This is a genomic window from Microbacterium sp. PRF11, from assembly GCF_031844085.1.
GTDB lineage: Bacteria > Actinomycetota > Actinomycetes > Actinomycetales > Microbacteriaceae > Microbacterium.
The window spans coordinates 390831-414345 of the sequence record NZ_JAUZUP010000001.1 but is presented as its reverse complement, the minus strand read 5'-3'; the positions used below and the strand labels follow the sequence as shown (position 1 = coordinate 414345).

19 protein-coding genes are annotated in these 23515 nt (G+C 73.8%); 8 read left to right on the top strand and 11 right to left on the bottom strand.

What is annotated here, in order from left to right; all coding sequences use genetic code 11:
* Positions 1–39 precede the first annotated feature (39 nt).
* The gene (locus tag Q9R20_RS02025; RefSeq protein WP_311247770.1) at positions 40–1434 is read right to left on the bottom strand and encodes an O-antigen ligase family protein; all 1395 of its coding nucleotides are present in this window, start codon (positions 1432–1434) and stop codon (positions 40–42) included.
* A gap of 61 nt (positions 1435–1495) precedes the next feature.
* Here Q9R20_RS02025 and manA point away from each other — a divergent pair, with 61 nt between their 5' ends.
* From manA to Q9R20_RS02005, 4 genes are all read left to right on the top strand, one after another.
* Positions 1496–2659: a mannose-6-phosphate isomerase, class I gene (gene manA / locus Q9R20_RS02020; RefSeq protein WP_311247769.1), complete on the top strand. Its 1164-nt coding sequence runs from the start codon at positions 1496–1498 to the stop codon at positions 2657–2659.
* Positions 2660–2804: 145 nt separating this feature from the next.
* Complete coding sequence (locus Q9R20_RS02015) at positions 2805–3128, top strand: WhiB family transcriptional regulator (RefSeq protein WP_311247768.1); 324 nt, start codon at positions 2805–2807, stop codon at positions 3126–3128.
* Between the two features lie 96 nt (positions 3129–3224).
* The gene (locus Q9R20_RS02010) at positions 3225–6068 is read left to right on the top strand and encodes a glycosyltransferase (RefSeq protein WP_311247767.1); all 2844 of its coding nucleotides are present in this window, start codon (positions 3225–3227) and stop codon (positions 6066–6068) included.
* The gene (locus tag Q9R20_RS02005) at positions 6065–7456 is read left to right on the top strand and encodes a DUF5719 family protein (protein WP_311247766.1); all 1392 of its coding nucleotides are present in this window, start codon (positions 6065–6067) and stop codon (positions 7454–7456) included. Before Q9R20_RS02010 ends, Q9R20_RS02005 begins: the two co-directional genes overlap by 4 nt.
* Before the next feature lie 53 nt (positions 7457–7509).
* Here Q9R20_RS02005 and Q9R20_RS02000 read toward each other — a convergent pair whose 3' ends face one another.
* Positions 7510–7941: a hypothetical protein gene (locus Q9R20_RS02000; protein WP_295839461.1), complete on the bottom strand. Its 432-nt coding sequence runs from the start codon at positions 7939–7941 to the stop codon at positions 7510–7512.
* A gap of 119 nt (positions 7942–8060) precedes the next feature.
* Between Q9R20_RS02000 and Q9R20_RS01995 the strand changes: the two genes are divergently transcribed.
* Entirely contained in the window at positions 8061–8267 is a 207-nt protein-coding gene (locus tag Q9R20_RS01995) for a DUF3499 family protein (protein ID WP_136587001.1), read from the top strand.
* A gap of 51 nt (positions 8268–8318) precedes the next feature.
* On the opposite strand, the gene Q9R20_RS01990 is transcribed toward Q9R20_RS01995, so the two are convergent.
* Entirely contained in the window at positions 8319–9149 is an 831-nt protein-coding gene (locus Q9R20_RS01990; protein ID WP_311247765.1) for an RDD family protein, read from the bottom strand.
* Positions 9150–9165: 16 nt separating this feature from the next.
* On the opposite strand from Q9R20_RS01990, the gene Q9R20_RS01985 reads away from it, so the two are divergent.
* From Q9R20_RS01985 to katG, 3 genes are all read left to right on the top strand, one after another.
* Entirely contained in the window at positions 9166–10161 is a 996-nt protein-coding gene (locus Q9R20_RS01985) for a stage II sporulation protein M (protein WP_311247764.1), read from the top strand.
* 72 nt (positions 10162–10233) lie between these two features.
* Positions 10234–10695, top strand: a complete 462-nt coding sequence (locus tag Q9R20_RS01980) for a Fur family transcriptional regulator (protein ID WP_311247763.1) — start codon at positions 10234–10236, stop codon at positions 10693–10695.
* Complete coding sequence (gene katG, locus Q9R20_RS01975) at positions 10692–12944, top strand: catalase/peroxidase HPI (protein WP_311247762.1); 2253 nt, start codon at positions 10692–10694, stop codon at positions 12942–12944. The genes Q9R20_RS01980 and katG overlap by 4 nt, the downstream gene beginning before the upstream one ends.
* A 349-nt stretch (positions 12945–13293) precedes the next feature.
* Here the strand turns inward: katG and Q9R20_RS01970 are convergent, their stop codons facing one another.
* From Q9R20_RS01970 to Q9R20_RS01935, 8 genes are all read right to left on the bottom strand, one after another.
* Positions 13294–14253 carry an NAD-dependent epimerase/dehydratase family protein gene (locus Q9R20_RS01970; RefSeq protein ID WP_311247761.1) on the bottom strand — a complete coding sequence of 320 codons (960 nt, stop codon included), beginning with the start codon at positions 14251–14253 and terminating at the stop codon, positions 13294–13296.
* Positions 14250–16895 (bottom strand): alpha/beta fold hydrolase, encoded by a 2646-nt coding sequence (locus Q9R20_RS01965; RefSeq protein ID WP_311247760.1) that lies wholly within the window; start codon positions 16893–16895, stop codon positions 14250–14252. The genes Q9R20_RS01970 and Q9R20_RS01965 overlap by 4 nt, the downstream gene beginning before the upstream one ends.
* The gene (locus tag Q9R20_RS01960) at positions 16892–17914 is read right to left on the bottom strand and encodes a 3-oxoacyl-ACP synthase III (RefSeq protein WP_311247759.1); all 1023 of its coding nucleotides are present in this window, start codon (positions 17912–17914) and stop codon (positions 16892–16894) included. Before Q9R20_RS01960 ends, Q9R20_RS01965 begins: the two co-directional genes overlap by 4 nt.
* Before the next feature lie 124 nt (positions 17915–18038).
* On the bottom strand, positions 18039–19340 hold the full coding sequence (locus tag Q9R20_RS01955) for a DUF58 domain-containing protein (RefSeq protein WP_311247758.1): 1302 nt from the start codon (positions 19338–19340) through the stop codon (positions 18039–18041).
* Positions 19340–20269 carry a MoxR family ATPase gene (locus Q9R20_RS01950; RefSeq protein ID WP_311248389.1) on the bottom strand — a complete coding sequence of 310 codons (930 nt, stop codon included), beginning with the start codon at positions 20267–20269 and terminating at the stop codon, positions 19340–19342. The genes Q9R20_RS01955 and Q9R20_RS01950 overlap by 1 nt, the downstream gene beginning before the upstream one ends.
* 98 nt (positions 20270–20367) lie before the next feature.
* On the bottom strand, positions 20368–21537 hold the full coding sequence (locus Q9R20_RS01945; protein WP_311247757.1) for a DUF4350 domain-containing protein: 1170 nt from the start codon (positions 21535–21537) through the stop codon (positions 20368–20370).
* Positions 21534–22181, bottom strand: coding sequence for a DUF4129 domain-containing protein (locus tag Q9R20_RS01940; protein ID WP_311247756.1), 648 nt, complete (start codon positions 22179–22181; stop codon positions 21534–21536). The genes Q9R20_RS01945 and Q9R20_RS01940 overlap by 4 nt, the downstream gene beginning before the upstream one ends.
* Positions 22178–23509 carry a glycerophosphoryl diester phosphodiesterase membrane domain-containing protein gene (locus Q9R20_RS01935; protein WP_311247755.1) on the bottom strand — a complete coding sequence of 444 codons (1332 nt, stop codon included), beginning with the start codon at positions 23507–23509 and terminating at the stop codon, positions 22178–22180. The genes Q9R20_RS01940 and Q9R20_RS01935 overlap by 4 nt, the downstream gene beginning before the upstream one ends.
* Positions 23510–23515: the final 6 nt, after the last annotated feature.

Here is a 23515-nt window from a genome sequence, read left to right as displayed (position 1 = left end):
AGCGCTCCCGGCGAGCCTGAGCGCGGGCGCCCGCTCGACCTACCCGCGCGGCAGCTCGCCGCGCTCGATCGAGATGCTCTGCTCGCTCGGGCCGACGCCGACGAGCGGGGTCTGCTTGATCTTCGCGCCGAACAGGATGACGAACATCCACCCCCACAGCAGCAGCGGACCGGAGTCGGTGAGCCCCTGCACGACGAGCAGGGCGCCGAGCAGGGTCGGCAGCAGCGTCAGGGGGGAGTGGGGGCGGTCGTCGCGCAGGTCCCAGCGCGGTCGGTCGACGGCGAAGAACCACGAGCGCCAGAGGTAGGCGAGGTAGACGAGGGTCAGCAGGGCGACACCGATGCCGCCGAGCTGCAGGTACGCGTCGAGCCACATGCTGTGGGCCTGGATGACGGTCTGACCGTCTTCGAGGATCCACCGGTCTATGAGCGGCTCGGTGGGAATCCACGGCGTCGAGAATCCCCACCCGATGAACGGATGCTGATCGGCTCGCGCCAAGACGTCGGCCCAGATGCTGTCGCGACCCGTGAGGTCGGCCCCGCGGCCCAGGAGGTCGAACAGTGCGGGGCGGTTGATCCACAGGGTCGCGCCGCCGCCCAGTCCGATGAACGCGTACAGCAGGTACCAGCGGGTGCGCTCGCCGGGGCGGCGGGCCGTGCGCATGACGAGCACGGTGGCCAGGACCAGCGCGACGAAGGCCGCGGCGATCCACGCGGTGATCGACTCGGCGCGCACGAAGAGGAACGCGGCGACGGCGATCCACACGACGAGCAGCACGCGGCGCGGAGCGCCGACGGCGAGACGGATGCCGAAGACGATGATGGCGACGAGCATGACGGCCGCGAGCAGGTCGGCGTTGCCGAGCAGGCCCTGGATGCGCCCACCGGAGAACAGGGCGCCGTTCGACCAGGGCGCCGCCGGCTCGACCCCGGGAGCGGGCACGACGAAGCCCGCAAGCAGCGGTCCGCGGACGAACACGGCGACGGCGAGCTCGAAGATCAGCGAGAGTCCGACGATCCACTTCGCGGCCGACGCCACGGCGCGCACGACATCGCGCCACGTGAGCACGGCGCCGACGAAGAGTCCCTGGAACGTCGTGATGATCAGCAGCAGCCAGGTGACGACGGATGCCAGAGGCCACGCGCTCCACGCGATCGACGCGGTCGCCCAGGCGAGGTAGCCGAACGCGAGCCACGGCAAGCGGCGCACGGCGAGCGGCGGCCGGGTGACGGCCCAGATGACGGCCGAGACGAGGGCGGAGACGATGACGACCCCCGCGGTGACCACGGGCCCGACCGCAGCGACGATTCCGACGCCCCCGAGGGCGAGGACCAGCAGCAGGACGCACCAGCCGCGCAGCAGGAGGTGCCCGGTCGTCTCGCGCGCGGGCGCCGTCGGCAGCGCCGACACGGGGTGAGTCGTGTACATCGCCATGGTGCGTTCAGGCTACCGCCCGGCCCCGGTCGCGGGCGGGCCCGATGGATAGGCTGTCGTCGTGCTTGTCGCCATCTCGAATACGCCCCGCGACTACGCCTGGGGCAGCCCGACGCTCATCGCCGACCTCGAGTCCCGCGAACCCACGGGGGCGCCCGAGGCCGAGGTGTGGTTCGGCGACCACCCGGGCTCTCCCGCCCTCGTGCACGACGGCTCCGACCTCTCGCTCGACGCGTGGCTGCCCGCTCACGCCGCCCAGGACGGCGTGCCCGCGAAGCTTCCCTACCTGCTCAAGCTGCTCGCCGCCGGGGCGCCGCTGTCGATCCAGGTGCACCCGTCGAAGGAGCAGGCCGAGAAGGGCTTCGCCCGCGAAGAGGCCGAGGGCGTCGCCCGCGACGCCGCGGACCGCAACTACAAGGACGACAACCACAAGCCCGAGGTCATCGTGGCCCTCAGCGAGACGTTCACCGCTCTCGCGGGGCTCCGCGACATCGATCGCACGCGGGTGCTGGTCGAGGCCCTCGGCGACGCTCCGGCCGTCCAAGCTCTGCGGGACCGGCTCTCGGCGGACGATGCCGCCCAGGCTCTCCGCGCCGCGATCGGGTGGCTCCTCGGTGAGGCCGACGGGGCCGAGATCGCGCAGATCGTGGATGCCGCGGCATCCGCCGATTCCGAGGAGTTCGCGGCCGAGCTCGAACTGACGCGCTCGCTGCACACGGCGTACCCGGCCGACCCGGGGATCGTGGTGGCCCTGCTGATGAACCTCGTGGAGCTGCGCCGGGGGGAGGCGATCTTCGTGCCCGCGGGCGTGCTGCACGCCTATGTCGCCGGCCTGGGCGTGGAGATCATGGCGGCCAGCGACAACGTGCTGCGCGGCGGGCTGACCCCCAAGCACATCGACGTCGCCGAGCTGCTCCACCTCGTGGACTTCCGACCCGGCGAGCCGCCGTACCTCCGTCCCGAGGCTGCGGGGGAGGGGGCCGAGGTCTTCGCCCCCGGCATCCCCGACTTCTCGCTCGGCCACCTGAGCGGCGGCGGAGCCGCGGGCCTCGACCTGCGGGGTGTCGCGATCGCCCTCGGCGTGACCGGGGCGGCCACGATCACCGGCGCCTCGGGCGCGAGCCTCGTCCTCGAGCCCGGCCGGGCCGCCCTCGTCACCCCCGACGAGACGCCGCTGCGCTCCGACGGCGCCGGTGAGGTCTTCGTCGCGATGCCGGGGGCCTGAGCGCGCGACACGCCGTCGGCGCCCGTGAAGGTTCACCTCGGCCTTGAGGGTTTACGATCCGCGACTTGACCAATCGGAATCACACGAGTGTAATTATGCGTACGCGAAACCGCGTCATGGGGGCTTGAACGAGGCGGAGGACGATATGGCGACGTCGCAGTACCGGTCCGGGGTCCCGGAGAACTGGTTCGTCGACCCGGTGGATCTCGGTGTACCCGGGGTGCGCCGTGACATCGACTCGACCGACGAGAACGCCCTCGCGTGGCAGACCGACGCGTTGTGCTCGCAGACCGATCCCGAGGCCTTCTTCCCCGAGAAGGGCGGCTCGACCCGCGACGCGAAGCGCATCTGCACCTCGTGCGACGTCAAGTCCGAGTGCCTCGAGTACGCGCTGCAGAACGACGAGCGCTTCGGCATCTGGGGCGGCCTCAGCGAACGGGAGCGCCGCAAGCTCAAGCGCCGCGCCTGATCCCGGCGCCGCCACGGCGGCATCCCGTGAGCGAATCCGCCGCCGACGGCGCGGCGTCCGAGATCGCGCGGGAGCGCACTTAGGCTGATCCGCGTCATGCCCGCCCGTGTACACGCCATCCTCGTCGTGCGTCCCGAAGGACGCACGCCCGCTGCGAACCATCTGGAACGCACGCTCGCCGCGCTCGCGGCCCAGACCCGACCCGTCGACGCGCTGACGATCGTGCTCTGCGGCGCAGACCCGGCCCTGACACGGCTCGCGGCCTCGTCGGGTGCCGAGGGCGTCATCACCGCTCCCGCGGGCACCTCGTACGCCGTCGCCACCGCGCTGGCGACACCCCGCCTCACGGGCGACACCGTCTGGTTGCTGGCCCAGGACACCGCGCCCGACCCCGACGCCCTCAAGCGTCTGGCCGGCGCGCTCGAACTCTCGCCGCCCCTCGTGATCGCCGCCCCCAAGCTGGTGTCGTGGGACGACCGCGGCGTGATCCAGTCGCTGGGCGTGAGCATGAACCGCTACGGCGGGACCGTCGACCTCGCCGCGGGAGAGCTCGACCAGGGCCAGCGCGACGGCGATGCCGACGTGCTCGGCGCCGACGTGCGGGGTCTGCTCGTCCGGCGCGAGGCGTGGGACGCCCTCGGCGGACTCGACCCGGCGCTCGGGGGAGCCGACGAGGGCCTCGACCTGGGCGTGCGCGCCCGGCTCGCCGGTCACCTCGTCTCACTCGTTCCGGCCGCCCGTCTCGCCGTCGCCGGTGACGGCGTCGCGGCGATGGCACGCGGCCGCCGGCGCGCCCGCCGCCGCGCGTTCGCCACGCGGACCGCGCAGTTGCACCGACGCCTGGTCTACGCGCCGGCGCCCGCCGTGCTGCTGCACTGGCTGTCGTTCCTCCCGCTCGCCCTGTGGCGCAGCGTCATGCACCTCGTCACGAAGATGCCCCACCGCGTCATGCCGGAGTGGGGCGCGACGATCCTCGTGATGGTGCGACCCGCGGCCGTCGCCCGCGCCCGGCGGCGCATCCGCTCGGCGCGCAACGTGGGCTGGTCGCGCATCGCGCCGCTGCGCGTCTCGCGGAACGAGATGCGTCTGCGGTGGGAAGGCGACATCGCCGACCCCGACGCCCCGGTTCGCTCGGAGCTGCGCTTCTTCGTCGGCGGTGGGGCGTGGGCCGTGCTGGGGGCCCTCGCGGTCTCGGCCGCGCTGTTCGCCCCCCTGTTGGCCTGGCCCGTGCTCGGCGGCGGCGCCCTCGCACCCCTGCGCGCGAACGTCGGCCAGCTCTGGCAGGACGCCGCGTGGGGCCTGCGCCCCCTCGGCTGGGATGCCATCGGCCCGGCCGACCCGTTCTCGGCCCTCGTCGCGCTCATCGGCACCCTTTCCCCGGGAGAGCCCTCGCGCGCCTTCGTCGTCCTGTGGGTCCTCGCGCTGCCGCTGGCCGTGCTCGGCGGGTGGTTCGCCGCGACCCGCGTGACGGAGTCGTCGCTGCTGCGCATCGTCGGTGCGGTCGCGTGGGCGCTGGCCCCCACCTTCCTGGCGTCGCTCGTCGAGGGCCGCCCCGCGGGCGTGCTCGTGCACCTGCTGCTGCCGTGGTTGTTCTACGCCGCGAGCGTGGCGCACCGGTCGTGGGCGCCGGCGGGAGCGGCATCCCTCCTCCTCGTCGCCGTGCTCGCGTGCGCCCCGTCCCTCGCCCCGGCGGCCGTCGTGCTGTGGTCCGCGGCGCTCGTCGTGGTCGCCCTGGTCGCCGGCCGGGGCGTGGCGCGCGTGGTGTGGCTGCTCGTGCCCTCGATCGTGATCTTCGCGCCGCTGGTGTGGACCCAGGTGCGTGCGGGGAACCCCTGGGGGCTGCTCGCCGATCCCGGTGTCCCGTTCGTCGGAGCCGAGAACACCGCCGACCCGCTCGGCCGTGCGCTCCTGGCCGCCGGCTTCCCGACCTCCGACCCGGGCGGGTGGGCGAGCCTGCTGGGCGGGCCGGTCTGGTGGGTGGGACTCCTCGTGGCGCCCCTCGCCGTGCTCGCGCTGCTGTCGGTGCTCACGCCCCGGTGGATCGCGGCATCCGGTCTCATCGTGATCGCGGCCGCGGGCCTGGCGACGGCGTTCGCCGCCGTGGGGGTGGCCGTCTCGTTCGACGACGGCGCCGCGGTGCCGCTCTGGCCGGGAGCCGGGCTGAGCCTGGCGTGGATCGGTGTGGTCGGGGCGGCCGTCGTCGCGCTCGACGCGGGCATCCCCGCGCGCGTACGCGTGGTGCGGCCCGTGGCGGCGCTGGTGACGCTCGGGGCCCTCGCCGTCGCCGTCGCGCCCGCGTTGACCGCCCAGCCCGCCGGAGCAGAATCCGGCCGCACCGAGCTCACCAACGGGCCGGTGTCGACGCTCCCGGCCTTCATCGCCGCCGAAGGGCGTGGCTCCCTGGACATCGGCACGATGGTGCTGGACCCGGGCAGCGACGGCCTGCGGGTGCAGGTCGTGTGGGGCGGAAGCGCGACGCTGTCGGGGCAGAGCACGGTCTCCGCCACCCGTACCTCCGCCGATCCCGCTGACGAGGAGCTGGCGGCCGTCGCCGCCGACCTCGTCACGCCCTCGGCCGACGACGTCGTCTCGCGCCTCGCCGCCCGGGGCATCGGGTTCGTCCTGCTCGCGTCCGCGCCCGAGGGGCAGGACGACGTCATCCGGGGCGGGCGGCTCGGGGCCGCCGCCGCGCTCGATCAGCGCGATCTGCTCGACCCCGTCGGAACGACCTCGCGCGGCGAGCTGTGGCGTGTGAACACCGATGTGACGCCCCGGCCCGCGCTCGACGACCACCGCCTCGGCCTCCAGCGGCTCGTGGCGATCGGCTCGCTCGGCGTCATCCTCGTCGCCCTGCTGCTCGCCGTCCCCACCGCCGCCTCGCGCCGCACCGCCCGCCGCACCCCCCGCATCGTGGGGCCGACCCCGGGAGGAACGCGATGAGCGACCGCCGTCTCGCCCGTTTCGCCGCGACCAGCGCCCGTGTCGTGGCCGGGGCCGCCGTGGCCGGGGCCGCCGTGGTCGGGACGGTCGTCGCGATCGCCGCGCCCTGGCCGCAGTACCGAGCCGAACCGGTCAGCATCCAGGCCACTCCCGCACCGGGCGACACCGTCCTCGCCTGCGACGGCCCGGTGCTGGCGCTGGGACGCAGCGCCGACGCGGCCAACGGACTGAGCGCGGCCGCGGCGCAGCAGATCGTCAGCGGTCCGGCCGCGTCGGAGGCCGAGACGACGGCGCTGACCGGCGCCACCGGCGACTCGTCCGGCGAGGCCGAGGCCCTGCGCGCGGCCCCCCGCGATCGCGTGCAGACCCCGCTCGCCGCCGCCGGGTCGTCGACCGTCGTGTCGGACGACCTCATCGGCTTCTCGGCATCCGCCTGTCGGCCCCCGCTCGCGGAGTCGTGGCTGGTCGGCGGCGCCACCACCACCGGTGCGAACGACCTCGTCGTCCTCGCCAACCCGGGGAGCGTCCCCGCGACCGTCCAGCTGTCGGTCTACGGCGCGCAGGGCCTGTCGTCGCCGCCGTCGGGACAGAACATCGTCGTCGCGGCGGGCCAGCGCCGGGTCGTCCCGCTCGCGGGGCTGCTGCTGGGGGAGGAGAGCCCGGTCGTGCGGGTCGAGTCCGCCGGCGCGCCCGTACACGCCTCCCTGCAGGCGAGTCTGACCCGCCTCCTGCTGCCCGGGGGCAGCGACCAGGTCGCCCCCCTCGCGGAGGCCGACACGCGCCTGGTCATGCCGGGGGTGCAGGTGCTGACCACCGGCGAGGGGCAGGCGGGCACCGTCCTGCGCCTGCTGTCGCCGGCGTCCGACACGACCGCGAGCGTCACGCTCACCCCCGTCGACGCGGCCACGGCCGCTCCCGCCCCCGTGGAGATCCCGCTCACGGCCGGACTGCCCACCTCATACGACCTGTCCGGTCTCGCGGCCGGCGTCTACACCGTCGACGTCTCCGCCGGCGCCCCGATCGTCGGCGCGACGTGGTCGACGACCGGCTTCGGAGAGGGCGCCGATTTCGCCTGGTACGCGCCCGCGCCCGAGACCACGACCGGAAGCGTCGTGGCCGTGGCTCCGGGCGCGGGCTCGTCCGTCGTCCTGGCGGGCGGCGATGCCGACGCCGCGGTGACCCTCACGCCCGTTGAGGGCGGAACACCGGTCTCGACGACGGTCGCCGCCGGTACCACCGTCTCGGTCCCCGTCGACGCCGCGGTCTACCGCCTCGAGACCTCGGCGCCGGTCCGGGCTGCGGTGACGTACAGCGGAGACGGCGCGCTCGCGGCCTACCCGCTGTGGCCCGCGGATGCCGCGGCCTCGGCGCTGACGATCCTGCCCTGAGGCGTCTGAGCGACGCCTGCCGTCCGGACAGCGGCGGCCATGGCCGCGCCGGGTCAGAAGAAGCGAAAGCGCTCGGGACCGAGGTCCCAGGGGTCGCGATCGAGGTACTCGGCTGCCGCGCGGAAGACGGCGCCCTCGATCTGCATCCGTCGGTGGAGATCGTCGTCGTGGTGCGGGTGCCCCAGGCGTTCGATCGGCACGCGGTAGAGAATGATGCGCTTCTCGTCGCGCAGCACCGTCCACCGGGGGATGCCGTCGGCTGCGGCGGGCGGCATGATCCCGATCTCGAACGACACCTCGCGCAGGTCGGACCACGCCGACCGGAGGAACTCCGCCGCCGCGCCGACGGCGATGTCGAACCGCTCGACGCGCGTGTCGATGGGCGGCAGCGGCGGGCGCACGACGGGGCTGCGGTTCTCACGCCCGTGTCGGCCGTGACGCGAGGGCCGGGCGACCGGTCGCGCTTCGCGGGCTCGACGACGCATCATGGGCCCATCCTACGGTCGCCCGTGCCGCCCCGGCGGCCGGTTCGAGGCGTTCGGGCCTCGTCGGTGCGCGGCGCGGCGCGGACGCGGTGTCGGGGGTGCTGACTAGGCTGGCCGCGATGCGCGACAGACTCTGCTCGAAGGTGGGATGCGCCCGCGAGGCGATGAGCACCCTCACCTACGACTACGGCGACCAGATGGCGGCTCTGGGCCCCCTGGGTCCCGCGGGTGACCCGCACGCGCACGACCTGTGCGCGATCCACGCCGACCGGCTGTCGGTGCCGAAGGGCTGGGTCGTCGTCCGTCACGAGACGCTGCGCGCCTGACGCGCCGCCCCCGTCCGGCCGGTGCCCGACGGGGTGGTCGTCGGCCGGTGATCAGGCCCGCTCGGTCAACGCTGCGGCGCGGCGGTTCTCGCCCATCAGCGCCCGGTACTCACGGTCGCGGCGCGCGCCCGAGACCGCGCGCACGAAGGTCTCGGGATCGGTCGCCGGCAGGGGCGACACGAAGGGGCTCACGGCCTCGGCGAGGGATGCCGCGACCCGCACACGCGCGGCCGGGTCGAGGGCGTCTGCGGTGCGCACGAACTGCGAGACCCGGGCGGCGAGGCGGTCGGGCAGGCGCGAGACGTCGGCGATGCGCGCCCACTCCGCCAGGCTCGGCGGCACTCCGGGGGCGGCGGGGGGCAGCGGCTTCGTGCGGGTGCGTTCGCTCGCCGTGCCCGCCAGGAGATCGCCGAGGCGCTGCGCGCGCGGCGTGAAGATCCCGACGACGGCCGCAATCGCCCCGAAGGTGAACCACAGCTCGAGCACGCCGACCAGAGCGCGGATGAAGGCCTGGCGGAAGCCGGCGGCCCCGCCGTCGGTGCGCACGATCCGTGCGCCCACCGCGAGGCGGCCGAGGCTGCGCCCGCGCGAGAGCGTCTCGACGGCGGTGGGCATGACCACCATCACCAGCACGAGCAGCGTGATCGAGGCGATGCCGATCGCCGACATCGGCAGTGCGGCGTTCGCGACCATCGTGCCCAGCAGGAGCGCGCCGGCGATCAGCAGCACCACACCGACGATCATGTCGATGAGGGCGCCCACCGCGCGGAGGAAGAAACCGACCGGCTGCACGTCGAGGGCGACCGCCTCGCCGGTCAGCGTCTCGTCGGCGGCCATCTGCACGACGGTGACGGCGGGGCCGGGGGTCGACGACGAAGCCATGCGTACAGTTGACCATATGGACCTCGACGCGCTGACGGCCGCCCGCCGGGACGAGTGGGCGCGACTCGACGCCCTCGGCCGCACACGGCACCTCAGCGGGGCCGAGGTCGACGAGCTCGTCACCCGGTACCGCGCAGCCTCGGCCGACCTGGCCGACATCAAGACCTCCGCCGGACGCACGCCGCAGGGCGATCACGTCTCGATCCTGCTCGCCCGCACCCGTCTGCGACTGACGGGGGTGCGAGAGAACGTGGTGAAGCAGCTGCCGCGCTTCTTCCTCCTCCAGCTGCCGGCGGCGCTGTACCGCGTGCGCTGGATGACACTGGCGGTCACGGTCTTCTTCGTCGTGGTGGCGTCGCTCGTCGCGCTGTGGATCACCACCGACCCGGCGGTCGTCGCCGCCCTCGGTGCGCGCAGCGAGCTGCAGGACTACGCCGACAACCAGTTCGTCAGCTACTACCGCGAGAACCCCAACGCGATCTTCGCGGGCACCGTGTGGACCAACAACGCCTGGATCGCCGCGCAGTGCGTGCTGTTCGGGGTGACGGGCTTCTGGCCGCTCATGGTCATCATGCAGAACGCGGTCGGCGTGGGGCAGTCGGCGGCGATCATGATCGCGTTCGACCGCGGCGACGTCTTCTTCCAGTTCATCCTCCCGCACGGTCTGCTCGAGCTCACGGCGATCTTCGTGGCCGGAGCGGCGGGTCTGCAGATCTTCTGGGCGTGGGTCGCCCCCGGCCGGCGGACGCGCGGCGCGGCGCTCGCCGCGGCGGGGCGCTCGCTCGCGACCGTCGCGGTAGGGCTCGTCTTCGCGCTCGCGCTGTCGGGCCTCGTCGAGGGCTTCGTCACCCCGCGCGAGTGGCCGTGGCCGGTGAAGATCGCGATCGGCGCGGCCGCCCTCGGGGTGTTCCTCTTCTACATGCTCTGGGTGGGCCGCCGCGCCGCCCGGGCCGGCGAGACGGGGGATCTCACCGAGTACGAGGCCGGAACGCCGACGCTCACGGCCGGGTGACGGCATCCGTCGTTCCCGACCGTTTCCCGGCGTGTCATTTTTGATTCATTCAAAACAAGCTAGGCTGATCGCATGCTCGACAGTCGACCGGATGCCGCCGCGGATGCCCTCATCCGCGGTGCGGGTCTGCGGGTGACGGCGACGCGTGTCGCTGTTCTCGAAGCCCTGCGCGCCCGGCCGCACGCCACCGCCGACGCCGTCTACGACGGGATCGTCGGCATCCTCCCCGGCACGAGTAAGCAGTCGGTGTACAACGCGCTCGGCGACTTCGCCGACGCGGGTCTCGCGCGCCGTATCGAACCTGCCGGCCACGCCGGCACGTTCGAACTGCGGGTCGGGGACAACCACCACCACGTGGTCTGCACCGGGTGCGGGCGCATCGACGACGTGGACTGCGTCGTCGGCGCTGCGCCGTGCCTGCACATGCCGGAGGGGAGCGGTTTCTTCATAGAGACCGCCGAGGTGACGTTCTGGGGCGTGTGCTCCGATTGTCGAGCGAAGTCCGAAGCCGAAAAACCGAGAGGATCCCGATGAGCGACACTCTGAACGGATGCCCCGTCTTCCACGACGGCGGAGCCCCCGACGACAACCGACTGCCCGTGGGCGAAGCCCCTGCCGACAGCGAGCCCGTCGGCGCCCTGCCCCACCCGACCCAGGGATCGGCCAACCGCGTGTGGTGGCCCGAGTCCCTCAACGTCAGAATCCTCGCGAAGAACAACGCGCAGCGCGACCCGCTCGACGAGGGCTTCGACTACAAGGCCGCGTTCGAGGCGCTCGACCTGGACGCCGTCAAGAAAGACCTGCAGGCCGTCATGACGACCTCGCAGGACTGGTGGCCCGCCGACTTCGGTCACTACGGCCCCCTCATGATCCGCATGGCCTGGCACAGCGCCGGCACCTACCGCGTGACCGACGGTCGCGGCGGCTCGGGCGCGGGCATGCAGCGCTTCGCGCCGCTGAACAGCTGGCCCGACAACGTCAACCTCGACAAGGCCCGCCGCCTGCTGTGGCCGGTCAAGAAGAAGTACGGCCAGTCGATCTCGTGGGCCGACCTGATGATCCTCGCCGGGAACGTCGCGCTCGAGGACATGGGCTTCCCGACCTTCGGCTTCGCCGGCGGCCGCACCGACGTGTGGGAGCCCGACGACGACGTGTACTGGGGCCCCGAGACCACGTGGCTCGGCGACGAGCGCTACAGCGGCAACCGCGAGCTCGAGCGACCCCTCGCCGCGGTGCAGATGGGCCTCATCTACGTCAACCCCGAGGGACCCAACGGCAACCCCGACCCGCAGCTGTCGGCCCACGACATCCGCGAGACGTTCGGTCGCATGGCCATGAACGACGAGGAGACCGTCGCCCTCATCGCCGGTGGTCACACCTTCGGCAAGACGCACGGCGCGGCGAGCGACTCGCACGTCGGCGTCAACCCCGAGGCCGCCGACATCAACGACCAGGGCCTGGGTTGGAAGAACAGCCACGGCACCGGCAAGGGTGACGACACGATCACCAGCGGTCTCGAGGTCACCTGGACCTACCACCCGACCCGCTGGGACAACGAGTTCTTCCACATCCTGTTCGCCTACGAGTGGGAGCTCTTCCAGAGCCCCGCCGGCGCGCACCAGTGGCGTCCCGTCAACGGCGGGGGAGCCGACATGGTTCCCGAGGCGCACTCCGCCGGCCGCCGTGAGCCCCGCATGCTCACGAGCGACCTGGCGCTGCGGGTCGACCCGGCCTACGAGAAGATCTCGCGCCGCTTCGCCGAGGACCCGGCGGCGTTCGCGGACGCCTTCGCCCGCGCCTGGTTCAAGCTGACCCACCGCGACATGGGCCCGCGCGAGCGCTACCTCGGCTCCGAGGTCCCCGCCGAGGTGCTCGTCTGGCAGGACCCCGTCCCCGCCGTCGACCACCCACTGATCGACGCCGACGACGCCGCAGCGCTGAAGCAGCAGATCCTCGACAGCGGTCTGTCGGTGCAGCAGCTCGTCACCACGACGTGGGCCGCGGCATCCACCTTCCGAGGGAGCGACAAGCGCGGTGGCGTGAACGGTGCGCGCATCCGCCTCGAGCCGCAGAAGAGCTGGACGGTCAACAACCCCGAGCAGCTGGCATCCATTCTCGAGACCCTCGAGAAGATCAAGGCCGAGTTCGACGCGCAGGGCGAGAAGAAGGTCTCGATCGCCGACCTCATCGTGCTCGCCGGCAACGCCGGTGTCGAGCAGGCCGCTCTCGCCGGTGGTGTCGAGGTCGAGGTGCCCTTCACCCCGGGCCGCACCGACGCCTCGCAGGAGCAGACCGAGATCGAGTCGTTCCGCTGGCTCGAGCCGATCGCCGACGGCTTCCGCAACTACGCCTCGCGCGAGGCGCGGCTGCCCGCGGAGTTCCTGCTGCTCGACAAGGCCAACCTGCTCACGCTCACGGCACCCGAGATGACCGTGCTCGTCGGTGGCCTCCGCGCGATCGGGGCGAACTGGGACGGCAGCGACTGGGGCGTCTTCACCGACACCCCCGGTGCGCTGACGAACGACGTCTTCGCGAACCTGCTCGACCTCGGCACGACGTGGAAGCCGCTCGACAGCGGCAAGCACGCCTTCGAGGGAACGCGCGACGGTTCGGGCGAGAAGGTCGGGATCGGAACGCGCGTCGACCTGGTGTTCTCGTCGAACTCCGAGCTGCGCGCGCTCGCCGAGGTCTACGCCTCCGACGACGCGAAGGAGAAGTTCGTGCGCGACTTCGTCGCCGCCTGGCGCAAGGTCACCGAGCTCGACCGGTTCGACCTGGTCTGAGCCGCATGCCGGCCGCTTCGCGGCTCGGCGCCCGGAAGGCCCGTCCCCTCGCGGGGGCGGGCCTTCCGTCCTGTCCCCCCCGTCCCGTCCCCCCCCTCCTTTCCCCGGTGACTTGCGCCATATGCCCCTCCCGCGTGCGCGCGAGGGGCATCCGGCGCAAGTCATCAGGGGCGCGAAGCCAAAGGGGGACCCGCGCCGCGACAAGCGGGGCGCGGTTCGGCCGCGAAATCACACGATCCGCACGAGATCGCACGTCGCGAGGCCGCCGGAGCGTGTGCGCTCGGCAGGATCGTGTGATCTCGGCAGAGCCGGCGCGGCACCGGCCGGGCCGGCGGGCGGATGCCGTGGATCAGGCGCGCGCGAGACGGCGCAGGCCCTCGTCCAGCGACACGGCGGGGCTCCAGCGCAGATCGCGGCGGATCGCGGTCTGGTCGAACCAGTGCGCGGTCGACAGCTGCTCGGCGAGGAAGCGGGTCATCGGGGGCTCGTCCTGGCCCGGACGCACGGCCCAGACCCGTTCGATGAGCGAGCCCGCGGCCTTCGCCAGCCCCGCGGGCACGCTGAAGCGCGGCGGCGCGACACCCGAGGCGCGGCAGATCCCGGCGAGCAGATCGCCCACCGGACGCGGCTCCCCGTTGGTCAGCACGTAGGCGCGGCCGCTGACCTCGTCGACGCGGTCGAGGGCGGCGACGATCCCGGATGCCGCATTGTCGACGTACGTGGAGTCGATGAGCGCCGTGCCCCCGTCCAGCAGGGGCAGGGTGCCCCGGCGTGCGCGGGCGACGACGCGTTCGATGAGCTGCGTGTCACCCGGGCCCCACACGAGGTGCGGGCGGATCGCGACGAGGGCGGTGTCGCCGGTCGCGCGGGAGAGCGCGAGCAGCTCGGCCTCGGCCTTGGTGCGGGCGTACTCGCCGCGCGCGGCAGCGGGGTCGGCGGGCTCGGCCCCGACGCCGGCGAGGGCGTGACCGGCGTGCGCGACCGACGGCGAGGAGACGTGCACGACGCGCGTGACGCCCGCGGCGGCGGCGGCGTCGAGCAGGATGCGGGTGCCCTCGACGTTCACCGCGCGGAACTGGGCGGGATCGCCGGCGAGCGAGACCTTCGCCGCGAGGTGCACGATCCCCTCGATCCCCTCGAGGGCGGAGGCCACGGCATCCGGATCGGTGACCGAGCCGAGCCGGTCCTCGGCGTCGTCGACCCCGGAGGGGCGGCGCTGCAGGGTGCGGACCTGGTGGCCGGCGTCCTGGAGGGCGCGGACGACCGCACGTCCGAGGAAGCCGGACGCCCCGGTGGCGAGGACCCTCACGGTGCCGCCGGCTTCTCGCCCGCGAGCACGCGCTCGGCCCAGGCGGCGAGGCGCGACCGGTCGATCTTGGAGTTGTGGCGGATGTCGGTCGGCAGGGTCGGCACGACGAGCACGGCCGCGAGGCGCTGCGACGTCGCCGCGCGCACCTGCTCGGTCAGATCGGGGGATGCCAGTCCCGGACGCGTCGCGCCCGCCTCGACGACCGCGACGACGACCTGTCCGCCCAGCGGCCCCACGCCGACGGCCGCGGCGCGCGAGACGGCGGGCACCGTCTCGATGTCCTGCTCGATGCCCACGGGGGTCACGGGGCCCTCGGCGGTGGTGATGACGTGAGGGAGGCGCCCCTCGACCCAGAGGCGTCCGTCGGCGTCGAGGTGTCCGACGTCTCCGGTGCGGTGCCACCGCTCGGGGAGGCCGCGACGGGCTTCGCGATCGGTGAGGTAGAGGCGGAAGTAGCCGCGCTTGAGGTGCGGCGCCGAGATGACGATCTCGCCGGTGACACCGGCATCCGTCGTCGGCTCGCCCGTCGAGCGGCCCTCGGCGTCGATCGCGGAGATGCGGACCTGGCCGGTGCCCAGCGGGCGCCCGACGCACACGCCCCGGTCGCCCGCGGCGGCCTCGATCTCGGGCAGGGTGACGTCGGCGACGAGGAGGCACTCGGTCATGCCGTACGGGGTGTGGGCGACGGCGTTCGGCATGAGTTCCTGCGCACGGCGCAGCAGGTCGATCCCCACCGGCGCACCCGTCGACAGGAAGGTGCGCACGCGGGCGAGAGCCGCGCGGTCATCGGCGTCGAGGGCGCCCGCGGTCGCCACGACGTTCGCGACGGCGGCGGGCGAGAGGAACACGATCCGCGCGTCGGACGCCCGGACCGCCGCGGCGACGGACACGGCGGTGAGGGTGCGCGGGGCCGAGACGTCCATGTCGGGCGTGGCCGAGCGGGTGCCCAGCGCCGGCCCCAGCAGCGCGAAGGGCGCGAAGCCGGTGACCAGTCCCGTGTCGGCGGCGACGTCGAAGTGCGCGGCGAGGGTGTCGCGCAACGCCGTCAGCTGGGCGTGGGTGTACACGACGCCCTTGGCCGGCCCGGTCGATCCGGAGGTGAACAGCACCGCTGCGTCGGCGTCGGCTGCCGGAGGTGCCGGCAGCGACCGTCCGCGACCCGCGCGGGCGAGGTCGGACAGGCTCGCCTCCACACCGAGCGCCCGGGAGGTGACGGCGGGGAGCGAGGCGGCCGAGATCCGGCGTCCCGGCCAGCCGAGGGCGCGGGCCGCGGCGAGACCGGCGACCTCGCCGATGACCACGTCGGGCACGGCACCGCGCACGGCTCGGGACAGACCCGAGATGCCGAGACCCCGGTCGGCCACGACCACCACGGCCCCGATGCGCACGCACGCGTACAACGCCGCCGTGAGCGTCGGGCCGGGAGGCACCAGGAGCGAGACCCGGTCTCCCGCGCGGACGCCGAAGGCGTCGAGACCGGCGGCGAGCTCGTCGACGCGGGCGGCGAGCTGACGCCAGCTCACCCGCAGCGGGGCGCCGTCTCGGGCGGTGCTCATGTCGATCACGGCGGTGTCGTCGTCGTCGCGGCGCGCCTCCAGGGCGTCCCACAGGCGACCCGGGGCGTCGTCCGCGGGCGCCGGGGCGGCGGCCGAGCGAGAGGATCGAGGTGCGGGCGTCCCGGCATCCCGGACCTTCTCGTCGAGCCAGTCGAGCACGACCTCGGCGTAGGGCCGCTCCTCGGCAATCAGATGGCCGGCGCCCTCGAAGCGGTGCACATCGGCGTGCGGGAGGCGCTCGGTCAGGTCGTCGAGGTGGTCCTCGCCGAAGACGGGGTCCTTGGGTCCGCGCAGGAACAGCGCCGGCACGTCGAGCTCGCGCAGCCCCGCCGAGAGGCGGTGCAGGGCCGGGGTGCTCTCGTGGTCGGGGGTCGCGGGGATGTCGGCGACGAAGCCGCCGATGCCGCGCCGACGGGCGACGGTCGCGTACGGGGCGCGGAAGGCGGCCTTGACCGCGGGGTCGAGGTCGGCGAGGGCCAGGGTGGTGTCGAGGAACGCCGTGGTGCCGGTGGTCCCGGCCGCGAGCATGCCGCGAGCGGTGGCGACCCGCAGCGCGAAGGGCAGTTCGGCGTCCTCGGGGTGGTGGACGGCGGTGTTGAGCGCGACGATCGCGGCGAGCCGATCGCGGTTCTCGACCGCCCACCCGAGCGAGACGGGTCCGCCCCAGTCGTGGCCGATGGTCACGACCGGACCGCGGATGCCGAGCTCCTCGACGAGCGCGCCCAGGTCGGCGATGCGCTGGCCCAGCGTCCGCCGCAGGGGCGAGCGCTCCGAGAAGCCCATCTCGAGCTGGTCGACGGCCACGACCCGCCACGCGGTCGCACCGGCCTCGGCCCGCGCCAGCGACCCCGACACGAGGGCCCGCCACAGGTAGGACCAGGTGGGGTTGCCGTGCACGGCGACGATCGTGCCGACGGGGTCGATCCCGCGTTCGGCGAGGGCGTCTCCGGTGTCGAGCACGTGCCACAGGCGCGTGGCGCCGCTGTCGGCGAGGACGCCGTCGACGGCGAGCAGGCGGGAGAGCGCCGGGTCGAGCCCCGGCAGGCCCACGGGGGGAAGGGTCGCGCCGAGGGTCGTGACCCTCACCAGGCCAGCTCCAGCATGCCGGTGTTCAGCCCGGAGCCCACTCCCATCAGCAGGACGCGATCGCCCCGGCGCAGCGTCTTCTGCTCGTCGACGAGGGTGATCGGAATGGATGCCGGTCCGACGTTGCCCAGGTGCGGGTAGGTGACGGGGACCTTGGCGCGGTCGAGCTTCGCCGCGCGCACGATCGCGGAGGTGTGCACGGAAGAGACCTGGTGGGTGACGTAGCGGTCCATGCCCGTCCACGAGAACTCGTCCTTGGCTTCTTTCCACGCCGACACCACGAGGTCGAGACCGCCCTTGAGCAGGGCCTTGGCGTCGGTGAACATGCCGTCGACGCTGCCGACGCACAGGTCGTAGAACTGGGTCGCGGCACGCGTGACGCCGCCGACGATGCGGTGTCCCTCGGGGTGGTCGCTCGCGCGGCCGAGCACGGCGGCGGCGGCGCCCGACCCGAGGGTCAGGGAGGCGAACTCCTGCATGAAGGCGTCGCGGTCGAGGTCCTCGCGCACGAGCCGGTTGATGGTGTTGACCTGGATCTCGTCGGCATCCTCGCCGTTGACGATGAGGGCGTACTTGACCTGGCCCGACTGGATCATGCCCGCCGCGAGGCTCATGCCGTTGATGAAACCGAGGCAGGCGTTGGCGACGTCGAAGTTGATCGCGGAGCTGGGGAGCCCCAGGCCGTGGTGCAGTCGCACGGCCACCGAGGGCTCGAGGTGCTTGCGGGTGACCGAGGTGTTGATGATGAGGCCGACCTCGCTGGGGTCGACACCCGCTTCGGCGAGAGCCTGCTTGCCGGCGGCGATCGTGGCCTCGTCGGAGGACTCGCCCTCCGCCCAGTTGCGCCGTTCGTTGACCCCTGCGACGCGGCGAAGGAGGCCGGGCTTGAGCTTCAAGCGCTGCAGCGCCGGGGCCAGGCGCTCCTCGATGTCGTCCGACGTCGTCACGCGGCTGGGCAGGACGCTCGCCACCGAAACAAGGGCCACATCGTCGAAGTGCGTGGTGGCGTTACCTGGCAAGAGATCTCCCGCATCCTGTGCGTAGCGGCGCGGCCGCGCACACAGAAGAGCGTCGACGACCGAAAAGGGTACCCCCCAGGATAAGCCGCGTCGTATGTCGCGGGCTGCATGGGGGCTGGACGTGCTAGAGCCGTCCGGCCGCCTTCAGCGCCAGGTACCGATCGGCCACGAGGGGCGGGAGGTCATCGGCCGACGCCGTCACCGCGTCGCCGCCCGCTCGCACGACCGCGTCGCGCACGCGCTCGGCGTCGTGCCGCGCCCGCTCGATCGCCGCCGCCGTGTACACGTCGGCGGCGTCACGGTGGGCGGGGGCCTCCCCGGGTCCGTCGGTCGCGGTGGCGACCAGCAGCCGGGACCGGGATGCCACGGCGGGCAGCGCCGCGAGGAAGGCGCGCGCCGCCTCGGGGTCGTCGGCCGCGGTCAGCAGCACGACCAGGGCCGGACGCACTGACAGGCGCCGGACCTCGGCGAACGCGGCATCCCAGTCGGTGTCGATCAGCTGAGGTTCCACGGGAGCCATCGCGTCGACGAGGGCCGGGAGCAGGGGCGCGCCGTCGACACGGGTGACCCGCGCGCGCGTGGTGCGGTCGAACATCACCAGGTGCACGTGATCGCCGGCCCGCTGCGCGAGCACCGACAGCAGCAGCGTCGCCTCCATCGCGGCGTCCAGGCGCACGCCGTCGCCCACGCGGGCGGCCGCGGTGCGGCCCGTGTCGACGACGATCACGACGTGACGGTCGCGCTCGGGGCGCCACGTGCGCAGCATCGTGGTGCCCGCCCGCGCGGTGGCGCGCCAGTCGATCGAGCGGACGTCGTCGCCGCGCACGTACTCGCGCAGGCTGTCGAACTCGGTGCCCTGACCGCGCACCTGCAGCGTCGTGTTGCCGTCGAGCTCGCGGAGGCGGGCGAGCCGCGAGGGGAGGTGCCGGCGCGAGGTGAACGGGGGGAGGACGCGGATCCGCGCCGGCGCATCGACGACGGCCTGACGCCCGGCGAGTCCCAGGGGCCCCGCCGAGCGGACGACGACGAAGGCGCTGCGCAGCTCGCCGCGTCGGCGGGGGAGCAGCGGGAGGGGAACGGACCGGCGCTCCCCGGGGGGAACGGTGACACGTCGACGCTCCGAGGGCGCGCCCGCCGTCGGCTGCCAGGCGTCGCGCACCCGTGCGCGCAGCAGCCTCGTGCCGACGTTGCGCACGCGCAGCTCGCCCGGGACCGGCTCGTGGAGCAGGGCCCGGTCGGGCAGCACGCGGGAGATCTCCACGCGGCGGGGATCGGCGGCGAGGACGACGTCGACGAGGGTCAGCAGTGCGCTCAGCGCGACCCACCCGATCGCCGCCGCCCACGCCGGGACCCCCGCGCCGCTCAGCAGCACGAGGGGGACGACGCCGAGCGCGACGAGCAGGGCGAGACGGCCGGAGACGACCATCAGATCGGCACGCGTGTCTGCTGGAGCACGGAGGTGAGGATGGCGTCGACCGAGACGCCCTCGATCTCGGCCTCGGGGCGCAGGCGGATGCGGTGGCGCCACACCGGCACGAGCATGGTCTGCACGTGATCCGGCGTGATCGCCGGGTAGCCGCCCAACCACGCCCACGCCTTGGCCGCGGCGAGCAGACCCGTCGTGGCACGCGGGCTCACGCCCGTGAGCACCGAGGGGCTCTGACGGGTGGCGCGGGCGAGGTCGACGACGTAGCCGAGCAGGTCGTCGTCGACGGCGACGGATGCCGCTGCGCGCTGCGCCGCGAGGATCTGCGGGGCCGTGACGACCGCGGCGACACCGGCGTCGTCGAGCCGGCGCGGATCGAAGCCGGCGGCGTGGCGGCGGAGCACGTCGACCTCGGCGTCGCGGCCGGGCAGATCGACGACGAGCTTGAGGAGGAAGCGGTCGAGCTGCGCCTCGGGCAGGGTGTAGGTGCCCTCGTGCTCGATGGGGTTCTGGGTGGCGGCGACCAGGAACGGGTCGGGGAGCGGACGACTCTCGCCGTCGGACGAGACCTGCCGCTCCTCCATCGCCTCGAGCAGAGCCGCCTGGGTCTTGGGGGGCGTGCGGTTGATCTCGTCGGCGAGCAGCACGTTCGTGAACACCGGGCCGGGGCGGAACTCGAAGCCGCCCGCGCGGGCGTCGTAGACGAGGGAGCCCGTGACGTCGCCGGGCATGAGGTCGGGGGTGAACTGCACGCGGCGCGTGTCGAGACCGAGGGCCCGGCTGAACGAGCGCACGAGCAGGGTCTTCGCGACCCCGGGGACGCCCTCGAGCAGCACGTGACCGCGCGAGAGCACCGCGATGAGCAGTCCGGTGATCGTGCCGTCCTGCCCGACCACGGCTTTCCCGACCTCGAGGCGCACGCGGTGCATCGCGTCGCGCAGTTCAGCGTGGTCGGCGGGACCGAGGGATGCCGTCGACCACGTGTCGCGCGAGACGGGCGGGGGAGTGGAGTGATCGGGGCTGTCGGTCATCGGGTGGTCCCTTCGGTTCGGACGGCGGCGCGCACGCTCTCCTCCAGGTCACGGAGGCGATCGGCGGCCGCGACGAGCTCGCGGTCGGTTCTGGGCAGGTCGTCGATCAGGATGCCGCGCACGCGGGGGCGGTCCGCGCCGAGGCGAGCGGCCACCGCGTCGGCGACCTCCTCGGGCGCGCTGCGGGCCGAGAGCCCCAGGAGGCGTTCGAGACGGCGGCGCGCGGCGCGACGCAGCTCGTCGAGGGCGTGCGCGGCGTCGCCGGAGGCGGTGTAGAGGCGCGCCCGACCCTCGGTGGTCTCGTTCGCGCGGACGGTCACCGGGAGGCGTTCGGTCACGAGCGGCCCGAACCGGCGTCCGCGCCACACGGCGGTCACGAGGGCGGCCAGCAGCAGGAGCACCACCGCGGGCGAGACCCACGGCGGGGTGAGGTCGGAGATGCTCGGGGCCGATCCGCCCCCGTCGCCGTCGGACAGGCTCGGGACGTACCAGACGAGTGTCTCACCGCGTCCGAGCACACCGAGGGCGAGCGCGGCGTCGCCCTCGCTCGTCAGCGCGTCATTGGTGAGGACGGAGCGGCCGTCGAACGCGGTCACGGTGCGCTCGCCGTCGGCGAGTTCGAGGAGGCCGAACTCGCCGTCGACGGGGAAGCATCCCTGCACCCCCTCGCCGGGGACGAGCAGATCGCCGACCCGCGCGGACCGGGCGTTGGCCGCCGCGGGGACCTCGCAGTCGGCCGCGGAAGCCACGTCGTCGGCGAAGCCGCCGAGTCGCGAGCCGTTCATCAGCATGTCGAGCGCGCGGGAGAGGGGTTCGACCAGCACGACGTGGCGCGCCCGGTCGGCCAGGTCGCGCACCGCGTCGTCGGACAGCGCGGGGGCGTCGGGAAGGACCAGGGTCGCCCCCGGCTCCCGGAGTGCCCGTTCGGCTGCGCCGCGGTCGCGCGCGATCTCGACGCGCACGCCCTGCTCCTCGAGGAGGCGCACGATCGCCCGGGTGCCCTCGGGTCCCGCCGACTCCGGGTCGAGGACGCCGCGTGTCTGGTAGCCGCCGTACGCGAACCACCCGCCGACGACGCCGACCAGGAGCAGGCTCAGCCCCAGCGCGAGCCACCCGAGCGCGCTGCGGCGGCGCGAGCCCGCGGACGCGCTGACGACCGCGGTCACGCCGGAGCCGCCGGGATCGGGCGGGCGCGGACCGCGGCGTCGTCGAGATCGACGATCGAGCGATAGCGCTCGGAGGTGCCGGGACGTCGGAGGTAGCGCACGTCGTCGAACGTGTCGACGCCGGTCTCGAGATCCCCGGCGAGAGCGGGGAGCGCCCGCTCCGTCGCGCGGGCGAAGGCACGCACGGTCGCGCCCGGCGGGACGTCGACCAGCCCGCGCTCGGTGAGACCGCGCGCGAAGGCGCGGAAGCGCAGCACGATCGCGGCATCCCATTGCTCACGGGCGGCGGCGGACTCGGCATCCGCGCGCAGCTCCTCGGCGGAGCGGGCGTCGTCGTCGTCGAAGAGGGCGCGAGCGGCGGTCGTGGCGCGCACGCTCGCGCGCGGGCGCCCCCAGATGAGGATGCCGAGGACGATCGCGGCCACCACGATGACAGCCAGCACGATGAGGACCGAGGGGCTCCAGCCGCCGTTCTCGGGCACGCGGAAGAGGTTCTCGAAGAAGTCGCCGACAGCCTGTGCGATGCGGTCCACGATGTTCGGCTGCGCCGCCTGATAGGCGGGGTCCGAGAGCTCGCGCTCCGCCCAGTCCCGAGCCTGGTCGGGGTCGGGCAGGAGCGGGAAGACCGCCGTCGCGGGGATCACGCGCCGCCGTTCGACCCGGGCGCGGCCCACCGCGTCGCGGCGGGGCTGTCGGGGGAGGCCGCAGGAGGGGCGTCGGCCGGCGCGGCCTCCGGCGCAGCGGGCGCTGCGGACGGTTCCGCCGGCGCGGGCGGCGCGGGCGGCGCGGGCGGTGTCGACGGCGGCATGGCGTTCGCGGGCGCGGGCGGCGCTGCGACCCCCGGCGCCTGCCCGTACACGGGGGGTGCGCCGTACGGGACGTACCCCCTCGGCGGGGCGTGTCCGCCGGGGGCGACGGCGGTCGGGCGCGCCACGACGCGCCCCACGCCGATGAGGTACGGGTCGGCGAGGTCGGTCGCCCCGGCGTCGCGCGCCTCGACGTAGGTTTGCAGGTCGTGGTCGAGCGCCTCGACGCGCATCCTCGCGTCGACGTACACGAGCACCGCGGAGGTGGATTGGACGACGAGCGCGATGCACTGGATGAGCAGGACGCCGGCCTGCCCCGCCACCTGGACCGCGACGATCACCGCGATCGTGCTCGGATCCGACCCTCCCGTCGGGGCCAGGATCCCCGTCACCACGCTCGAGATGAGGCTGAACGGGATGGAGATGATCTGCGCGACGACGCTGAACCCGAAGGAGATGATGACGATCACGCCGAGGGTCGGCCAGAACCGCCCGCGCGTCAGTCGCCAGGAGCGCGCGATCGCCGCGAACACCGGGGACCGTTCGAGGATGATGACCGACGGCACCAGGAACAGCTTCGTGCTCAGCCACAGGTAGAGGGGGATGAGGGCGAGGAACGCCAGGACGCCGACGACGGCGCCCACCCAGGTGGCGGCGATGACGAGGAGGACCACGATGCCGGCGAGGATGCCGATGACGATGGACACCGCGGCGAGCGTCAGCGCGCCGTAGCCGATCAGCCGCCAGACCGCCGGCCGGACCCGGCCCCACACGGCCTCCAGGCTCGGCTTCTCCGCGACGACGGCGTGGGCCACCTCTGCCACCACGACGCCCTGCACGATGACGGTGAGCGCCCCGGTCAGCGCCCCGAGGACGAGCGCGGTCGCCGCCGTCAGTGCGATGGAGCCGGCCATGATGGCGTCGTAGTCGTCGCTGCCCGCCGTGACGGTGTCGAGTCGCGCGAAGCTCGCGACGCCGACCGCGCTGATCGCCGCGGTGACGACGACGGAGGCCACCGCCTGCACCACGAGGGCGAAGCCCAGCAGCACCTTGGGGTTGTGCCGGAGCGCCGTGAACGAGCGTCCGAGGATCGTGCCGAAGCCGTAGGGGTGCAGCGGAACGATGCCCGGGCGGGCTGCCGGAGTCCAGGCCGGATACGCGGTCACGGTGGC